Here is a 15,433-nt window from a genome sequence, read left to right as displayed (position 1 = left end):
GCGCGGTCGGAAACCGTCGGCCTCGTGCGGGACCGCCCGCGCGTCAGTGCGCGAAGTGGCGGGTGCCCGTCAGGTAGAGCGTCACGCCGGCCGCGGCGGCCGCGGCGACGACCTCCTCGTCCCGGACCGACCCGCCCGGCTGGACGACCGCGCGCACGCCGGCGTCCAGCAGCACCTGCAGCCCGTCGGCGAACGGGAAGAACGCGTCCGAGGCCGCGACCGCGCCGCGCGCCCGCTCGGCGTCGCCCGCGTTCGCCCGCTCGACGGCCAGCCGGCAGGAGTCCACCCGGTTGACCTGGCCCATGCCGACGCCGACCGAGGCCCCGCCGTCGGCCAGCAGGATCGCGTTCGACTTCACGGCCCGCACCGCGCGCCAGGCGAACGCCAGGTCCGCGAGCGTCGCCTCGTCGGCGGCCTCCCCCGCGGCGAGCGTCCAGGTGGTCGGGTCGTCGCCCGCGGCGTCGATCCGGTCGACCTGCTGCATGAGCAGCCCGCCGCTGATCGGCCGCAGCTCGACGCCGGCGGACGGCGCGCCCTCGACGACGAGCAGCCGGATGTTCTTCTTGCGGGTCAGCACCTCGAGCGCCTCGGGCTCGTACGCCGGGGCGACGACGACCTCGGTGAACACCTCGGCGATCTGCTCCGCGGCGGCGAGCGTGACCGTGCCGTTGGCCGCGATCACGCCGCCGAACGCCGACACCGGGTCGCAGGCGTGCGCCCGGGCGTGCGCGTCCGCGATGTCCGCGCCGACCGCGATGCCGCACGGGTTCGCGTGCTTGATGATCGCGACCGCCGGGCCGTCGTGGTCGTGCGCCGCGCGCCAGGCCGCGTCCGCGTCGACGTAGTTGTTGTACGACATCGCCTTGCCGTGCAGCTGCTGCGCCTGCGCCAGCCCGGCCGCGCCGTACCCGGAGGTGTAGACCGCCGCGCGCTGGTGCGGGTTCTCGCCGTAGCGCAGCACGTCCGCGCGGTCCCAGGTCGCGCCGACCCAGGCCGGGAACCCGGTGCTCACGCCGTCGACCTCGTCGGTCGTCGTCGCGACGTTGCCCATCCAGGACGCCACCGCGACGTCGTACGTCGCGGTGTGCACGAAGGCCTGCGCCGCGAGCCGGGTGCGCTCGGCCAGCGTGAAGCCGCCGCCCCGCACGGCCGCGACGACCTCGTCGTACCGGGTGGGGTCGACGACGACCGCGACGCTCGGGTGGTTCTTCGCCGCCGCGCGGACCATCGACGGCCCGCCGATGTCGATCTGCTCGACGCACTCGTCCGGGGTGGCGCCCGAGTCGACGGTCTGCGTGAACGGGTAGAGGTTGACGACCACCAGCTCGAACGGCGCGACGCCGAGCTCGTCGAGCTGCGCGAGGTGCTCGGGGCGGCGGGTGTCGGCGAGGATGCCGGCGTGCACGCGGGGGTGCAGCGTCTTCACGCGGCCGTCCAGGCACTCCGGGAAGCCGGTCAGCTCCTCGACCCGGGTCACCGGCACGCCGGCGGACGCGATGGTCCCGGCGGTCGACCCGGTCGACACGAGCTCGACGCCGGCGGCGTGCAGGGCGGTCGCGAGCTCGACCAGGCCGGACTTGTCGTAGACGGACAGCAGCGCGCGGCGCACCGGGCGGCGGGTGCCGTCGGCGGTCGGGTCGGCGACGGGCTCGACGGGCGGCAGGGCGTGGGACATGGCGGTCCTCCGGTGTGGTCGGTCGGGCACCACGGGGGTGCCGCTCGGGACCCTGCACCCAGGCGAACGGTGCGTCGGCGGGACTGCGTCGGTCGCTCCCCGGTGGTCAGTTCCACCTCTACGCCAGTCACGACCGTGCACGAGCCTAGCCGACGACGGCGCCGGCGTCGGCGGCTCAGTCCGTGCGGCGGCCCTGGGCGAAGTAGGCGATCGGGCCGACCCAGTTCACCAGGATCGCGAGGCCCCAGGCCGCCTTGGGCCCGTTGACCTGCGCCGCCGGCCGCTTCGCCAGGTCGCGGTACGCCGCGGCGGTCAGCGCGAGCTGCGCCGCCGTCACGACGAGCGTGCCGACCTTGCGCCGCGTGCTGAGCTCGGACCAGTGCGTCCCGGCGTGTGCGTGTCCCATGGGCCGACGCTACGCGGGCTCCTCCCCGCGCGGCAGGGACCGGAGGTCCCGCCCCGGCCTACGCCGGCGGGCCGACGGTGACCGCGCGGCCGTCGACGGTGAGGCCGCCCGCGACGATCCGGCCGACCCAGTCGACCAGCAGCCGGCGCTCGGCGACCTTGATCCGCTCGTGCAGCGTCGCCTCGTCGTCGCCGGGCTCGACCGGCACCGCGACCTGCGCGACCACCGGGCCGGTGTCCACCCCGGCGTCGACGACGTGCAGGGTGCAGCCGGTGACCTTCGCGCCGAACGCCAGCGCGTCCCGGACGGCGTGCGCCCCGGGGAACGCGGGCAGCAGCGCGGGGTGCGTGTTGACGACCCGGCCGGGGAACCGGTCGAGGACCGCGGCGCCGAGGATCCGCATGAAGCCCGCGGACACGACGAGGTCCGGCCGGAACACCGCGATCGCCTCCGCGAGCGCGCGGTCCCAGGCGGCGCGGTCGTCGAAGTCGCCCGGCGCCACGACGGCCGTCGGCACGCCCGCGGCGCGCGCGAGGTCCAGGGCGCCGGCGGAGGCGCGGTCCGCCACGACGCCGACGACGCGGCCCGGGTAGGCGGGGCCGTCGTGGGCCGCCAGCAGCGCGGCGAGGTTCGAGCCGCCGCCGGACACCAGCACCACGAGCCTGCCGGCGGCGCGGGTGGCGGGTCGGGGCGCGTCGGGGGTGCTGGGGGTGGGGGCGGCCATGACCGCACACCCTAGCCGCGCGCCCCCGCCGGGACGGCGGCCCTCCGCCGCGCGGGCCGGTCGCGGGCCGGCCGGGAGCCGTCGGCTCGGCGAGCGGGTCCGGGTGCGGCCGCGCGCGGGGCGCGCGGGGCGTGCGCGAGAATGGCGGGCGTGAGCAACCCGTACGCCCCGCCCTCGCCCGACCGCGCACCCGCGGGCGACCCCGGGCGCGCGACGGGCGGCGACCCCACCGACCCCGCGGACCCGACCGGCCCGACGGGCCCCACGGGCCCCGGACCCGCCGGGCCCCGCCCCGGGCCCGCGGGCCCCGGCCACCCGCTGCCGCCGCACCCCGCGCCCGGGCCGCACCCGCCGCGCCCGCACCCGGGCCCGGTCGCGCCGCCGCCCTCGCCGGAGGCGCTCGCCCGGGTCGGCCGGCTCGTGCGGCAGTTCGGCGTGTGGCTGCTCGCCGGCGTCGCGGTCACGCTGCTGCCGCTCCCCTGGCGGTTCGCGGCGATCGCGTTCCTCGTCGGCGCGGTCGTCACCGGCGTCCGCGCGCTGCGCGCCGTCGCCCGGTCGGGCCTGCGCGGCGGGGTGGGCGCCATGCTGATCGCGGGCCTGCTGATGACGGCCCTGGTGCTGGTCGGCTCGCTCGGGTCGCTGGCGACCTGGCGGATCGACGCCGACCGGCAGGCCTGCCTGCAGGGCGCGCTGACCCGGTCGGCGGAGGCCGCGTGCGAGCGGGCCTACGACGACGCGGTGGGCGACCTCACGAACCGCCTGACCGGCGGGCGCGGCTGACCCGCTCCGCGCACCCGCGGGCTCAGCCCCGCCGCGCCGACCCCGTCGCCGCGGCCCAGGCCCGGCGCGCCGCCCCGGCGACGGCCGCGCGCACGCGCCGGTCCCCCGGCAGCAGCACGAGCAGCGCGCCGACCGCGACCCCGCCGGCCACCGCGAGCGCGACCAGCACCGGCTCGGGCCCGAGCTCGGTCATCCGGCCCGGCCCGATCCCGCCGCGCGCGAGCGCCGCGAGCAGCAGCGCGCCCAGGCCAGCCGTCGCCGCGGACACCAGCCCGGCGACCGGGGCGTCGAGCGCGCGCTCGGTGGCCAGCCGGCGGCGCAGCACCAGGGCGGCGGCGGCCCCCGCCAGCAGCGTGACGACCGGGACGACCACGAGGACCCCGCCCACGACGTCGGGCGCGGGCAGCGCGCCGAGCAGCGGCACCGCGGGCAGCGCCCCGGCCTGCACCCCGCCGACCGCGAACGACGTGCCCGTGCCGACCGCGAACCCCGGCCCCACGAGCCACGCCAGCGCCCACAGGACCAGCGTCGGCGCGTAGGCGAGCTGCGCGACGGCGAGCACGATGCCGCCCACCGCGTCGAGCCGCAGGCTGCCGACCACCTCGGCCACGGCGCTCCGGCCGGTGACGACCCAGAGCGTGGCGAGCACCGCCGCCGCCAGCACCAGCGTCGCCAGCGCGGTCGTCCCGGCGGCGACCCCGTGCGCGACCGGCTCGGGCAACCGCGAGCGCACCGGCTCGACGACGTCCCGGAACCGCGGCGCCTCGGGGCGCCGGAGCAGGCCCGCGCCGAGCCCGGTCGCCGCGACCACCGCCGCGCCGAGCAGCCCGGCGCCGACGTGCAGCAGCGGCACCCCGGTGACCAGCCCGACCACGAGCACGACCCCGACGTAGGCGCCCACGCCGGCGCCGAACGCCGACCGGGTGGCGTAGCCGGACCGGCGGGCGGAGGCGTAGCACCCGAACACGGCGAGGGCGGTCAGCCCGAGCGGCACCAGCGTCACCGACGGGGCGTCGGTCAGCGGGACGCCGTGCGCGAGCAGCCACAGCCCGGCGGCCACCTCGACCGCGCGGGTCCACGGGATGCCGGTCGTCGCCGGTGCCGCGGAGGTCGCGACGTACGCCGCGATCGCCGGCAGCACGACGACCAGCAGCGACAGCAGCGCCGCCTGGAGCCCGGCGAGCATGCCGCCGACCCAGCGGGGGGCGCCGTCGAGGTCGCTCACGAAGAACCGCGGCGGGGCCGCGTCGTCGAGCACCTTGCGGCGCGGCCGGCCGCCGGGCGCGCCGGAGCCGCGGCCGTCGGGGCGGGTGCCGGGCGGGGTGCTCACCGGTCCATGGTCCCCGCCGCGGCGTCCGCGGCGGCCCAACCGCCCCGGCGCGCCGCTTGGTGGCGTGGCCCACGCCGGGGGCGGGCGGCGCTCGCGCGAGTTCGCCGGTTCCGCGCGAGTTCGCCGGTTCCGCGCGGGCCCGATCCGCGCGACCGGCGAACTCGGCCACCCCCGACACGGCGACGGGCGCCGCACCCCCGGAGGGTGCGGCGCCCGTCGGCGCGCGGTGCGCGGGTCAGCTGAGCAGCGCGCGCGCCAGCTCGGCCGTCTCGGTCGGCGTGGTGCCGACCTTCACCCCGGCGGCCTCGAGGGCCTCCTTCTTGGCCTGCGCGGTGCCGGCCGAGCCGGACACGATCGCGCCGGCGTGGCCCATCGTCTTGCCCTCGGGGGCGGTGAAGCCCGCGACGTAGCCGACGACCGGCTTGGTCACGTGCTCGGTGATGTAGGCCGCGGCCCGCTCCTCGGCGTCGCCGCCGATCTCGCCGATCATGACGATCAGGTCGGTCTCGGGGTCGGCCTCGAACGCGGCGAGCGCGTCGATGTGCGTCGTGCCGATGATCGGGTCGCCGCCGATGCCGACGGCCGTCGAGAACCCGAGGTCCCGGAGCTCGTACATCATCTGGTAGGTCAGCGTGCCGGACTTCGACACCAGGCCGATCCGGCCGGGGCCGGTGATGTCCGACGGGATGATGCCGACGTTCGACTTCCCGGGGCTGATGAGCCCCGGGCAGTTCGGTCCGAGCAGCCGGACGCCCTTGGCCTGGGCGTAGGCGAAGAACTCGGCGGTGTCGGCGACCGGCACGCCCTCGGTGATGATCACGATCAGCGGCACGCCGGCGTCGACGGCCTCGATGACGGCGGCCTTGGTGAAGGCCGGCGGCACGAAGATGACCGACACGTCGGCCTTGGTCGCCTCGACGGCCTGGGCCACCGAGCCGAACACCGGGATCGCCACGGTCAGGCCGGAGCCGTCGCCGCGGGGGAACTCGACGCTGGTGCCCGCCTTGCGCGGGTTCACGCCGCCGACGACGGTGGTGCCCGACGCCAGCATGCGGGTGGTGTGCTTGCTGCCTTCGGACCCGGTCATGCCCTGCACGATGACCTTGGAGTCCGCGGTCAGGAAGATCGCCATGGTGGGTTGTCTCTCGTCTCTCGCGTCGCTGCGGTCGGTCAGGCGGTGGCGGCCAGGCGGGCGGCCTCGGCGGCGCCCCCGTCCATGGTCTCGGCCAGCGTCACGAGCGGGTGGGCCGCGTCCCGGATGATCCGGCGGCCCTCGAGCACGTTGTTGCCGTCCAGGCGCACGACCAGCGGCTTGGTCGCCTCGTCGCCCAGGATGCCGAGCGCCGCGACGATGCCGTTGGCGACCGCGTCGCACGCCGTGATGCCGCCGAACACGTTGACGAACACCGACTTGACCTGCGGGTCCGACAGGATGATGTCGAGCCCCGCGGCCATCACCTCGGCCGAGGCGCCGCCGCCGATGTCGAGGAAGTTCGCCGGCTTCACGCCGCCGTGCTGCTGCCCGGCGTACGCGACGACGTCGAGCGTGCTCATCACGAGCCCCGCGCCGTTGCCGATGACCCCGACCTCGCCGTCGAGCTTGACGTAGTTGAGGTCCTTCTCCTTGGCGCGCGCCTCGAGCGGGTCCGCCGCGGCGGCGTCCTCGAGGGACGCGTGGTCCTCGTGCCGGAAGTCGGCGTTGCCGTCGAGCGTCACCTTGCCGTCGAGCGCGACCACGTCGCCGGCCTCGGTCAGCACGAGCGGGTTCACCTCGACGAGCGTGGCGTCCTCCTCGCGGTAGACGTCCCACAGCTTCGTCAGCACGGCGGCGACCTTCGGCCCCACCTCGGCGTCGAAGCCGGCCGCGGCCACGATCTCGTCGGCCTTGGCCTGGTCGATGCCGGTCCGCGGGTCCACCGGGACCTTCGCGAGCGCCTCGGGGCGCTCGACCGCGAGCTGCTCGATCTCCATGCCGCCCTCGACGCTCGCCATGGCGAGGTACTGCCGCTCGGCGCGGTCCAGGAGGAGGGAGAAGTAGTACTCCTTCGCGATGCTCGCGCCGGCGGCGATCATCACGCGGTGCACCGTGTGGCCCTTGATGTCCATGCCGAGGATCTCGCCGGCGCGCTGCTCGGCCTCCTCCGCGGAGCGGGCGATCTTGACGCCGCCGGCCTTGCCGCGGCCGCCGGTCTTCACCTGCGCCTTGACGACCACCACGCCGGTCGCGCCGTCGGCGCCCAGCAGGGTCTCGGCCGCCGCACGCGCCTCGGAAGGCGTCGTCGCGACGATCCCTCCCAGGACGGGTACCCCGTGCCGCTCGAAGATGTCACGTGCCTGGTACTCGAACAGGTCCACCTGCTGCGGTCCTTCCCTCGCCCTGCGGTCCCGTGGGTGGGATCTGGCTGCTCTGCCGCCGACGATCGTAGCCCGGGGCCCCGGGTTTATCTCCACGTCGAGATATGTGACCCAGGTCGCACGCGAGTCGTCAATCTGTCTTGACACCCGCGCCGCGCGTCAACCACAGTTGACACATGACCGGCACCGACCCCACCACCGACTCCGCCGACGGCGCGCTCGCCGCGGCGACGGCCGACGACCCCGCGACCGGGCTGCGCGCCGTGCGCTCCCTGCGGGTGCTCGCCGACCGGCTGGAGACCCTGCAGGTCGGCCGGGCCCGCGAGCTCGGCTGGTCCTGGCAGGACATCGCGGACGCCCTCGGCGTGAGCCGCCAGGCCGTCCACCAGAAGCACCACCGGAAGGCCTGACGGCCGCGCCGCCGGGCGCGCCGCGGCAGAGCCACCCCCGCGCCACCCCCGCGCCACCCCCGAGAGGAGACGACGATGTTCGAGAGGTTCACCGCCGGCGCCCGCGCCGCGGTCGTGCAGTCCCAGGAGATCGCCCGCGACCTGGGCGACACCCGCATCTCCCCCGCGCACCTCGTGGTCGCGGTCGCGTCCGTCGACGACCCGGCCGCGCAGGCGCTCGCCGCGCAGGGCGCCGACCGGGCCGCGCTGCTCGACGCGTTCGACGACGACGGGCTCGACGCCGCGGCGCTGGCGGCGCTCGGGATCGACCTGGACGCCGTGCGCCGGCGCGCGGACACGGTGTTCGGGGCGGGGGCGCTGGACCGGGCGGACCGGGCTCCGCGGGCGGGGTCGGGCGGGCGGCGCGGCGGCCCCGGCGGGCACGTGCCCTTCACGCGGGACGCCAAGAAGACGCTCGAGGTCGCGCTGCGCGAGGCCGTCCGGCTCGGGCACCGGCGTATCGAGGCGGGGCACGTGCTGCTCGCGGTCGTCCGGCTGTCCGACACCGACGGGCACGCGCTGCTCCGCCGCGCGGGCGTGGACCCGGCGGCGCTGGCGGCGGACGTGACGGCCCGGCTGGCGGCCACCGCGGCGGCCTGACGGGCGGCGCCGGGGGCGCGGTCGCGCGCCCCGAGTGCCTACGAAACGGGTCGAGTGCCTATCCGCCGGATAGGCACTCGACCCGTTTCCTGCTCACTCGGCGTCACAGCTGCCGGCCGCGCCCGGCGCGTCAGGCCGGCAGGCGCGGGGCGCGCGGCACCTCGCCGAGCGGGCGGCCGGTGCTGAACACCGCGAGCGCAACGTCCGACCGCCCCAGCCCGAGGTGCCGGCGCAGCGCGGCGTGCGGGCCCGGGACGTCGATCACCTCCGAGTGCGGCGAGACGGCGTGGCCGGCGCGGTGCGCGTGCAGCCACAGCCGCTGCAGGCTGCGACCCGCCTCGACCACCCGCTCCTCGGGCAGGCCCGTGCGGCCGTCGAGCACCGGCGCGCGCGACGGCCCGCTCCCGCGACCCGGCCCGCCGGCCGCACCGTCCGCACCGTCCGCGACGAGCACGTGGTGCACCCCGCCCGGCGCGCCGGCCGCCGCGCGTGCCCCGGCCGCGCCCGGCGCCGCGCCCGGCCCGCCGTCCGCCGCACCCGCCGCACCCGCCCGGGCGGCGTCGCGCCCGCCGGCCCGCCACCGCGCCGCCAGCACCCGGTCCGCCGCCCGCGCCGCCGCGCCGAGCACGGCGAGCGCCGGGTCCCGCAGCCACGATCGCCGGGTGACCGGCGCGGCCAGCCGGGCGAGCGCCGGCGGCAGGAGCAGCACCCGGTCGTTGAGGCCGTCGCGCACGTAGCCGGGGTGCCGCGGGTCGAGCCGGAGCCAGTGCACCAGCTCCTCGGCGACCGGCCGGCGCGCGAACGTGCCGACGCCGCCCCAGCGCACCAGGCCCGCGAGCACCGCGGGGTCGACGGCGCGCAGGCTCAGGCCCGGCGCGAGCGTCCCGGCCGGCAGGTCCGCGTAGACGGCCGGGTCCCCCGCGAGGTCGCCGCGGTAGACGGCGCGCTCGCGGACGTCGTCCGGCGTGGCCGTCGGCGTCCCGGCGGCCGCGCCCCCGAGCCGCACCCGCAGCACCGGCCGCCCCGGGTCGGCGGCCCCGCGCACCGGCAGCGCGTCCAGCGCGCGCAGGGCGGGCAACGCCTCGACCACCAGCTCGCGCCCCGCCGCGGCCGCGCCGACGGCCGCGCACTCCACCCACGCCCCGAGGCTGAGCAGCACGTCGCGGGACGTCGGGTCCCCTGCGGGCAGCGTGCGGCCGGGCACGACGGCCACCTCGACCGCTGGGCCGCCGGCGCCCGGGCCGCCCGCGACCACCCGCGGCGACCACGGCTGCGTGTTGTGCGGGCTCGGCGCCCGGGCGGCCAGGGCCACCAGGTCGGCGAGCAGGGTCTCGTCGGTCATGCGCGCTCCCGGGACGGCACGGGCCGCCGGTAGAAGGTGAGGCCGTGCAGCGGTCGCCCGCCGAACCGCTCGGACTGCCGCGCCGACGCGGGGTTGTCCCGGCCGACGGAGGTCATGCGGAGCCGCCGGTAGCCGCCGGCGGACAGGCCGGCGTGCAGCTCCCGGCTCAGCAGCGTGAGGATCCCGCGCCCCTGCCGATCGGGCCGGGTGCCCTGGATCACCAGCACGGCGTCCTCCCGGTACCGGCCCCGGGTGGCGAGCAGCCGGAGCTGCTCGACGGGCCCGAGCCGGCCGCCGGTCGCCTGCAGGAACCGGGTGATGTCCGGGACCGCCAGCACGAACGCCACCGCCGCCCCGTCGTCGTCGCGGGCGAGGAGCAGCAGCCGCTCGTCGAGGAGCCACGCCAGGCCGTCGGTCGCGGCCCGCATCTCCGCCGGCGTGATCGGCGTGTAGTACGGCAGCTGCGCGAACGACGCGTTCAGCAGGTCGAGCAGCTCCGGCACCAGCCGGCCCATGGCCCGCCGCGACCCGCGCTCGGGCCGCACGCCCGCCGCGGCCCACTCCGCCGGGCCGGGCGCGGCGACCGGCCGTACGTCGACCACCCAGGTGTCCGCCTCGTGCCAGCGCCGGAACCCCGCCGCCTCGTAGGTCCCCGGCACGTCGGCCGGGTTCCACGGCGAGTCGACGAAGCCGCGCTCAGCCCAGCCGGACGTGACCACGCCGCCGGTCTGGTTGGGCAGCAGCGACACCGGGCCGATCAGCTCGCGCTCGCCCGTCGCGCGCGCCTCCAGGGCGGCGAACAGCGCGCCGGCGGCCTCGGCTCCCGCGAACTCGGTCGCGCCGAACAGCAGCGCGCGCGTGCCGAGCTTCGCGTCGAACCGGTCGTCGCGGTGCGCGGTCGTGCGGCCGACCACCCGGCCGGCGTCGTCGCGGGCCAGCAGCAGCTCGACCGGGCCCGGGTGCGGCGACGTCCCCCGCCACCACGACCGGATCGTCGGCGCCTGCAGCGGCACGGCGAGGTCGCGGGGGTGCAGGTCGAGCGGCAGCCGCAGGAACGCGGCGAGGTCGCGGCGCGTGGTGACGGTGTCGACCCTCACGCGGCCCCGCCCCGGACGTCGACGGCGTCGGACGCGGGCGCGTCGCCCGCGTCGGGGGCCGCGTCGCCCGCGTCCGCGCGCCCGTGCAGGCGGATGTACCCGCCGGTGCCCCACCGCTCGCCGTCGGTGATCCACCGCATGAGGTCGCGGTGCTCGGGCATCCGCGCGAACGCGAGCAGCTCGTCCCGGCCGGAGAAGAACGCCAGCGTGCCGAGCGTGAACGGCGCCGACCAGTACACGGCGTACCAGCGGAACCCGCGCAGCCGCTGCATCTTCGCGACCATCGGGTACCAGGTCCGGGCCAGCGCGAGCCACGCCAGCGGCCCGGTGTACCGGGTCGCGCCGACGAACATCGCGCGGGCGTCGGCCAGGCCGGGGTTCGCCCGCGGGGTGCGGCCGGCCCGGCCCGCCGCGGCCGTGCGCCCGCGTCCGCCCCCGCCCGGGCGCCGCCCGTCCCCCGACCCCGCGGCACCGTCGCCGTCCTCCGCGACCCGCGGCGGCTCGACGCCGCGGCGCACCTCGCCGGACAGCGCCGTGAACCGCTCGACGTGCGCCATCCGCCGGTCCTCGGCCCGCCAGACGCCGTTGGTGTACCCCTCGGGCTCCGCCGCGTACACGTGCACGAACCCCTGCTCCCCCGCCGGCACGCCCGCGGCGAACCGCCCGGCGTCCGCCGTGGTGGCGAAGAACGCGAGCACCCCGCGCCGCCGCGCGTCCCGGCCGGAGCCGCCCGGGCCGCCGGACCCGCCCGGCCCGCCGGACCCGCCCCGCCCGCCGGCCACGCCCCGCTCGCGGAACCGGCGCTGCCACACCAGCCCCGGCGCGCCCGCCGCGGACCGCGCGCGGTCCGTGACGACCAGCGCCTCCGCGCGCCCGAGCGGCGGGGTCCGGCTGAAGTCCCGCGTCCGCATCAGGCCGCCGGGCCCGCGCCGGCCGGCTCGGCACCGGCGCCCGCCTCCGCCTCCGCCGCGCCCCGGTCGCCCGGGTCCACGACGTACACGTTCTTGATCTTCCGGTGCCCGCCGGCGAACGGCCCGGTCCCGTGGTCGTGCACCTGCACCCGGATGTCGCGGGCCGCCTCGTCCTCCTCCAGCGACTGCGCGATGTCCCGGGACACCGACGCGAGGTGCGCGAGCACGCCCTCCGCGGACCGCCGGGCCAGCGCGTCCCGCTCCGCGTCTTCCAGCGCGGCGTCCGCCCGCAGCTCCAGGTGGATCACCGGCCGCTGCTCCTGGCCGCCGATCTCGACCAGCCCGAGCCGGAACGACTCGATCGCGGCGGCGTGCGGGTTGTCGAGGTAGAGCCCGTTCTCGACGTCGAGCGGGTAGATGTTCGCGCCCATGTACGACACCGTCGAGTCCTTGCGGCCGAACAGCAGCACGAACGGCAGCCGCATCCGCTGGGTCGCGAACGCCCGGTCGAACCCGAAGGCCAGCCGCGGGTAGCGGGCCACCAGCGCGCGCATCTCCGGGAACGTGACCAGCCGCGCCTCGTCGCCGATGTTGTACCGCAGCTTCGGGCTCATGATCGACGTCGAGTTCAGCGTGACCAGCAGCTCGCCGTCCTCGGTGGTCTCGAGGAACGTCTCCAGCGGGTTGTACTGCAGGATCATCGGCGTGCGCTGCTCGTCGTCGCCGAGCACCGACGCCCGCAGGCCGGGGTGCGCGAGCAGCGACCGCCGCAGCCACACCGCCAGGTCGGTCTCGCCGGCCATGCCGATCGTCAGGTCCGAGGCGCCGTAGCCGGAGTAGATCCGCGCGAACCGCTCCTCGAGGTAGTCCCGCAGCCCCTCGGTCAGCGCCTCGCCGCCGACGAAGCCGTTCAGGTCGTAGCGGTCCCAGTCGAAGCCCTCGGCGTCGAGCCGGTCCCGCAGGTGCTTGAGGAACGGCGGGTAGGCGCTGAGCACGTAGGTGTACCGCGGTCCGAAGTGCCGGAGCGTGTCGACGATCTTGTCGACGTCGGGGCCGGTGTTCTTCACCATCGCGATCTTGGCCATCGCGATGCCGGTGTTCGTGCCGGTCGCCCAGGCCCCCATCGAGAACGCGTTGATCGCGAACAGCCGTCTGCTGCCGAACAGCATCGTCACGTAGCCGGCGACGTTGCGGTGCACGGTGCGCAGCTCGCGGCGCGACCGCATCCAGTTGTACGGCTTGCCCGACGAGCCGCTCGACTCGTCGACCACGGTCCCGACCGTCTCGATCCGGCCGTTCCAGCACCGGTCGTCCTCGGTGTACCGGTCGACGTACTCCTTCTTCGAGGTCGGCGCGTACGCGTCGAGCCGCCACCAGCGGAACCGGAACCCGCGCTCGGTGAGGAAGTCCCGGTACGCGGGCACGTCGAGGTAGGCGTACTGGCACATCATCCAGGCGTGCAGCCGGGCGAACCGCTCCATCGACGGGCGGTAGTGCCGGGCGGTGAACCGCCACAGCGCGGGGTGCAGCCGGTACAGCCCGTAGAACGCCGACACCGCCGCCGCGGCCAGGCGCAGCGCCCACTGCCGGGCGAGGCTCGGGCGCGCGGGGTGGTCGGTCGGGATGGGGACGACCACGGCGATCAGGCGCCCGCGACCGGGTAGCCCTCGGAGGGCTGGACGACCACGAACCCCGGGCCGTGGAACGCGTACTGGAACGCCTCGCCCGTGCCGCCGCGCAGCAGCGAGCTGACGTTCATGCTCGACACGACGCCGGGCGTGAGGTTCGCCGACCAGCACACGGCGGCGTTCGGGTCGACGAACGTCGGCTGCTGGGAGCAGTCGAGGATCATCGGCTGCCCGTGCGAGGTCAGCGCCACGGTGCCGTGCCCCTGGATCAGGGTGTTCCAGAACCCGCCGGTCATCATCCCGGCGCCCTTGGTCCGGTGCATGTCCCACTGGAGCTGGGCGTCGAACGCGAGCAGCGACGAGCCGCCGACGCTGATGCCGTCGCCCTCCAGCTGGAGCAGGAACACGTGCTCGGCGGCGCGCGCGAAGAACACCTCGCCCGGGCCGGACACCCGCATGAGCGGCTGGTCGTCCGCGCTGACCGCCCGCTTGACGAACCGGGCCAGCGAGCCCGACGACTCGTGGTGGAACTGCACCTGTCCCTGGTGGGCGACCATCGCGCCCTTCGCCGCGAGGACGTCGGGGCCGAGCGTCACCTTGAGCATCTTGGTGCTCTGCAGGACGAACCGCTCGGCGGTCTGCACCTCGGCGTTGGCCTGGTCGAAGATCGGGCTGCGCATGCGCCGATCATGCCCGAGATGCGCAGGTGGCACGGCGTGCGACCGCGCCCCGGACGGCCGGGATCACCCGTCCGGGGCGCGCGTCGTGGACCGGGCGGACGGGCCACCACCCGCGTGATCGCCGGGCGAAGTGGGGGTTCCGGAGGCCGCGCCGGGCTGCTTCCCTGGACGCCTCAGCCGCATCGTCAGTCTCCATCGGGCCCGAGGGACGACCTTCCTCGGCCCGCCGAGGGAAGGAGAGATCGATGCAACGCGCACGACTCGCTCTGGTCGCCCTGCTCGCCGGGGTGGTCATCGGCCTGAGCGGAACAGCGGCCCATGCGGCCATCACCTACAGCTCGTGGACGTCGACCGGGTCCTGGCAGGGCTACTCGCACACCCACCGATCGTGGGTGGACAACGGCTCGAAGGCGGGTGGGCTCTCCGTCGCGGTCTCACCGGCGGCGCCCGCGGGGTGGATCGGGGCGTCCGGCTACCTCTACCGGGGTACCTCGATCTGCGCCTCGGCGACAGCCGTCTACTCGTCGGCCACGGTGTCCGGCTTGAGTCGCTCGGCGTCGGGCAACTGCGGCGCCGGGCAGTACCGCGGCTACGGCAACGCGAAGGCCTACACCGGCACCAACTACTTCTCGAAGAACAGCCCCTACAGCCCCTATCTCAGCTGGTGAGGAGTGATCAGGATGACCAAGAAGTTCGCTAGGACCGCCCTCGCCGCCACCGCCGGAGCCGCCGGCATCGCTGCCGGCGTCGTCCTCGGTGTGAACGGTCTCGGCACGTCGGCCCCCGCGCACGCCGCAGAGGTCGTCGCCGGGCCGCACGACGGGGAGCGCCTGCCGCTGCACCGGAACGCGACCGGGCAGACCTACGGGTCCACCCTCGGCCGCGAGAGCCTCGCCGAGGCGCCCGACCTCGTCGAGGTGGTCGGGAACGAGGGACGCACCGGCTACGTCGCCAAGGAGCACCTGTTCGCGCCCGAGCCGAGCACGCCCGAGGAGGCGGTCGCGCTCACTCGTGCCACGAGCGGTGAGCGCACCGTGCCGGTGCTCGCGTCCGACGGCCGCACGCAGATCGACACCTTCACGGTCAACAAGGGAGCCACGACGGACACCTGGTGACCGGCGTCCGACGACCCGCCGCCTGCGCGGCGGGTCGTCGGCGCATCAGAGCTTCGTGACCGGCGAGTACCGCAGCAGCAGCCGCTTGGTCCCCTCGGTGCCGAAGTCCACCTTCGCCACCGCGTTCGGCCCGCCGCCCTCGACGGCGACGACCGTGCCGAGGCCGTACGCGTCGTGGGTCACCTTGTCCCCGACCGTCAGCGTCGGGATGGCCGCGTCCGGGCGCGGGGTCGCCGAGCCGAACGTCGCACCGCCGGACCCGGGGGCCTTGCGGGGCGGCTCGCCGGCGCGGGACGCCGCGGAACTCTTCTTCCAGCTCTGGGTCGACCCGGACCCCGACC

The 15,433-nt window shown here is 76.7% G+C and carries 16 protein-coding genes, 1 pseudogene and 1 riboswitch; of the genes and pseudogenes, 5 read left to right on the top strand and 12 right to left on the bottom strand.

The genetic code is table 11. The features are described from left to right. Window positions 1-43 precede the first annotated feature (43 nt). The 3 genes from purH to purN all read right to left on the bottom strand — a co-directional run bounded on the left by purH (window position 44) and on the right by purN (window position 2,805). On the bottom strand, window positions 44-1,675 hold the full coding sequence (gene purH / locus VER05_RS02065) for a bifunctional phosphoribosylaminoimidazolecarboxamide formyltransferase/IMP cyclohydrolase (protein WP_324843742.1): 1,632 nt from the start codon (window positions 1,673-1,675) through the stop codon (window positions 44-46). A 49-nt stretch (window positions 1,676-1,724) separates the two neighbouring features. Next, window positions 1,725-1,816: riboswitch (ZMP/ZTP riboswitch) on the bottom strand. Between the two features lie 34 nt (window positions 1,817-1,850). Further along, window positions 1,851-2,081, bottom strand: coding sequence for a PLDc N-terminal domain-containing protein (locus VER05_RS02060; protein WP_324843741.1), 231 nt, complete (start codon window positions 2,079-2,081; stop codon window positions 1,851-1,853). 58 nt (window positions 2,082-2,139) lie between these two features. Further along, window positions 2,140-2,805, bottom strand: a complete 666-nt coding sequence (gene purN / locus VER05_RS02055) for a phosphoribosylglycinamide formyltransferase (RefSeq protein WP_324843740.1) — start codon at window positions 2,803-2,805, stop codon at window positions 2,140-2,142. A 150-nt stretch (window positions 2,806-2,955) separates the two neighbouring features. On the opposite strand from purN, the gene VER05_RS02050 reads away from it, so the two are divergent. After that, window positions 2,956-3,585 (top strand): hypothetical protein, encoded by a 630-nt coding sequence (locus tag VER05_RS02050; RefSeq protein WP_324843739.1) that lies wholly within the window; start codon window positions 2,956-2,958, stop codon window positions 3,583-3,585. Window positions 3,586-3,607: 22 nt separating this feature from the next. Here the strand turns inward: VER05_RS02050 and VER05_RS02045 are convergent, their stop codons facing one another. From VER05_RS02045 to sucC, 3 genes are all read right to left on the bottom strand, one after another. Beyond that, window positions 3,608-4,915: a DUF6350 family protein gene (locus VER05_RS02045; RefSeq protein ID WP_324843738.1), complete on the bottom strand. Its 1,308-nt coding sequence runs from the start codon at window positions 4,913-4,915 to the stop codon at window positions 3,608-3,610. A 235-nt stretch (window positions 4,916-5,150) separates the two neighbouring features. Then, the gene (gene sucD / locus VER05_RS02040; protein ID WP_147794277.1) at window positions 5,151-6,047 is read right to left on the bottom strand and encodes a succinate--CoA ligase subunit alpha; all 897 of its coding nucleotides are present in this window, start codon (window positions 6,045-6,047) and stop codon (window positions 5,151-5,153) included. 38 nt (window positions 6,048-6,085) lie between these two features. Further along, window positions 6,086-7,270, bottom strand: a complete 1,185-nt coding sequence (gene sucC / locus VER05_RS02035) for an ADP-forming succinate--CoA ligase subunit beta (protein WP_324843737.1) — start codon at window positions 7,268-7,270, stop codon at window positions 6,086-6,088. Between the two features lie 176 nt (window positions 7,271-7,446). On the opposite strand from sucC, the gene VER05_RS02030 reads away from it, so the two are divergent. Beyond that, window positions 7,447-7,680 (top strand): helix-turn-helix domain-containing protein, encoded by a 234-nt coding sequence (locus VER05_RS02030; protein WP_218708384.1) that lies wholly within the window; start codon window positions 7,447-7,449, stop codon window positions 7,678-7,680. A gap of 75 nt (window positions 7,681-7,755) precedes the next feature. Next, the gene (locus VER05_RS02025; RefSeq protein WP_324843736.1) at window positions 7,756-8,319 is read left to right on the top strand and encodes a Clp protease N-terminal domain-containing protein; all 564 of its coding nucleotides are present in this window, start codon (window positions 7,756-7,758) and stop codon (window positions 8,317-8,319) included. A 130-nt stretch (window positions 8,320-8,449) separates the two neighbouring features. On the opposite strand, the gene VER05_RS02020 is transcribed toward VER05_RS02025, so the two are convergent. From VER05_RS02020 to VER05_RS02000, 5 genes are read right to left on the bottom strand one after another with little or no spacing between them, the layout of a single operon-like run. Next, window positions 8,450-9,661 (bottom strand): hypothetical protein, encoded by a 1,212-nt coding sequence (locus VER05_RS02020; RefSeq protein ID WP_324843735.1) that lies wholly within the window; start codon window positions 9,659-9,661, stop codon window positions 8,450-8,452. Further along, window positions 9,658-10,758, bottom strand: coding sequence for a hypothetical protein (locus VER05_RS02015; protein ID WP_324843734.1), 1,101 nt, complete (start codon window positions 10,756-10,758; stop codon window positions 9,658-9,660). The genes VER05_RS02020 and VER05_RS02015 overlap by 4 nt, the downstream gene beginning before the upstream one ends. Then, window positions 10,755-11,669 carry a hypothetical protein gene (locus VER05_RS02010; protein WP_324843733.1) on the bottom strand — a complete coding sequence of 305 codons (915 nt, stop codon included), beginning with the start codon at window positions 11,667-11,669 and terminating at the stop codon, window positions 10,755-10,757. Before VER05_RS02010 ends, VER05_RS02015 begins: the two co-directional genes overlap by 4 nt. Then, the gene (locus tag VER05_RS02005) at window positions 11,669-13,306 is read right to left on the bottom strand and encodes a phenylacetate--CoA ligase family protein (protein ID WP_324843732.1); all 1,638 of its coding nucleotides are present in this window, start codon (window positions 13,304-13,306) and stop codon (window positions 11,669-11,671) included. The genes VER05_RS02010 and VER05_RS02005 overlap by 1 nt, the downstream gene beginning before the upstream one ends. 5 nt (window positions 13,307-13,311) lie before the next feature. Continuing rightward, on the bottom strand, window positions 13,312-13,977 hold the full coding sequence (locus VER05_RS02000) for an AIM24 family protein (protein WP_324843731.1): 666 nt from the start codon (window positions 13,975-13,977) through the stop codon (window positions 13,312-13,314). Window positions 13,978-14,222: 245 nt separating this feature from the next. Between VER05_RS02000 and VER05_RS01995 the strand changes: the two genes are divergently transcribed. Both VER05_RS01995 and VER05_RS01990 read left to right on the top strand, forming a co-directional pair. Then, entirely contained in the window at window positions 14,223-14,645 is a 423-nt protein-coding gene (locus VER05_RS01995) for a hypothetical protein (protein WP_324843730.1), read from the top strand. Between the two features lie 12 nt (window positions 14,646-14,657). Continuing rightward, window positions 14,658-15,092, top strand: coding sequence for a hypothetical protein (locus VER05_RS01990; protein ID WP_324843729.1), 435 nt, complete (start codon window positions 14,658-14,660; stop codon window positions 15,090-15,092). A gap of 45 nt (window positions 15,093-15,137) precedes the next feature. Here VER05_RS01990 and VER05_RS01985 read toward each other — a convergent pair. Beyond that, a pseudogene (locus VER05_RS01985) lies at window positions 15,138-15,433 on the bottom strand (ATP-dependent DNA helicase PcrA); the annotation flags it as partial.

It is taken from the genome of Cellulomonas sp., from assembly GCF_035634735.1.
GTDB lineage: Bacteria > Actinomycetota > Actinomycetes > Actinomycetales > Cellulomonadaceae > Cellulomonas.
This window is presented reverse-complemented; position numbering and strand designations above follow the sequence as displayed.

Excerpts from the sequence above, each read along its gene's own strand:
- VER05_RS02000 (WP_324843731.1), bottom strand. The coding sequence starts at position 13,977 with ATGCGCAGCCCGATCTTCGACCAGGCCAACGCCGAGGTGCAGACCGCC.
- VER05_RS02020 (WP_324843735.1), bottom strand. The coding sequence starts at position 9,661 with ATGACCGACGAGACCCTGCTCGCCGACCTGGTGGCCCTGGCCGCCCGG.
- VER05_RS01995 (WP_324843730.1), top strand. The coding sequence starts at position 14,223 with ATGCAACGCGCACGACTCGCTCTGGTCGCCCTGCTCGCCGGGGTGGTC.
- sucD (WP_147794277.1), bottom strand. The coding sequence starts at position 6,047 with ATGGCGATCTTCCTGACCGCGGACTCCAAGGTCATCGTGCAGGGCATG.
- VER05_RS02010 (WP_324843733.1), bottom strand. The coding sequence starts at position 11,669 with ATGCGGACGCGGGACTTCAGCCGGACCCCGCCGCTCGGGCGCGCGGAG.
- VER05_RS02025 (WP_324843736.1), top strand. The coding sequence starts at position 7,756 with ATGTTCGAGAGGTTCACCGCCGGCGCCCGCGCCGCGGTCGTGCAGTCC.
- VER05_RS02060 (WP_324843741.1), bottom strand. The coding sequence starts at position 2,081 with ATGGGACACGCACACGCCGGGACGCACTGGTCCGAGCTCAGCACGCGG.
- VER05_RS01990 (WP_324843729.1), top strand. The coding sequence starts at position 14,658 with ATGACCAAGAAGTTCGCTAGGACCGCCCTCGCCGCCACCGCCGGAGCC.
- purH (WP_324843742.1), bottom strand. The coding sequence starts at position 1,675 with ATGTCCCACGCCCTGCCGCCCGTCGAGCCCGTCGCCGACCCGACCGCC.
- purN (WP_324843740.1), bottom strand. The coding sequence starts at position 2,805 with ATGGCCGCCCCCACCCCCAGCACCCCCGACGCGCCCCGACCCGCCACC.
- VER05_RS02030 (WP_218708384.1), top strand. The coding sequence starts at position 7,447 with ATGACCGGCACCGACCCCACCACCGACTCCGCCGACGGCGCGCTCGCC.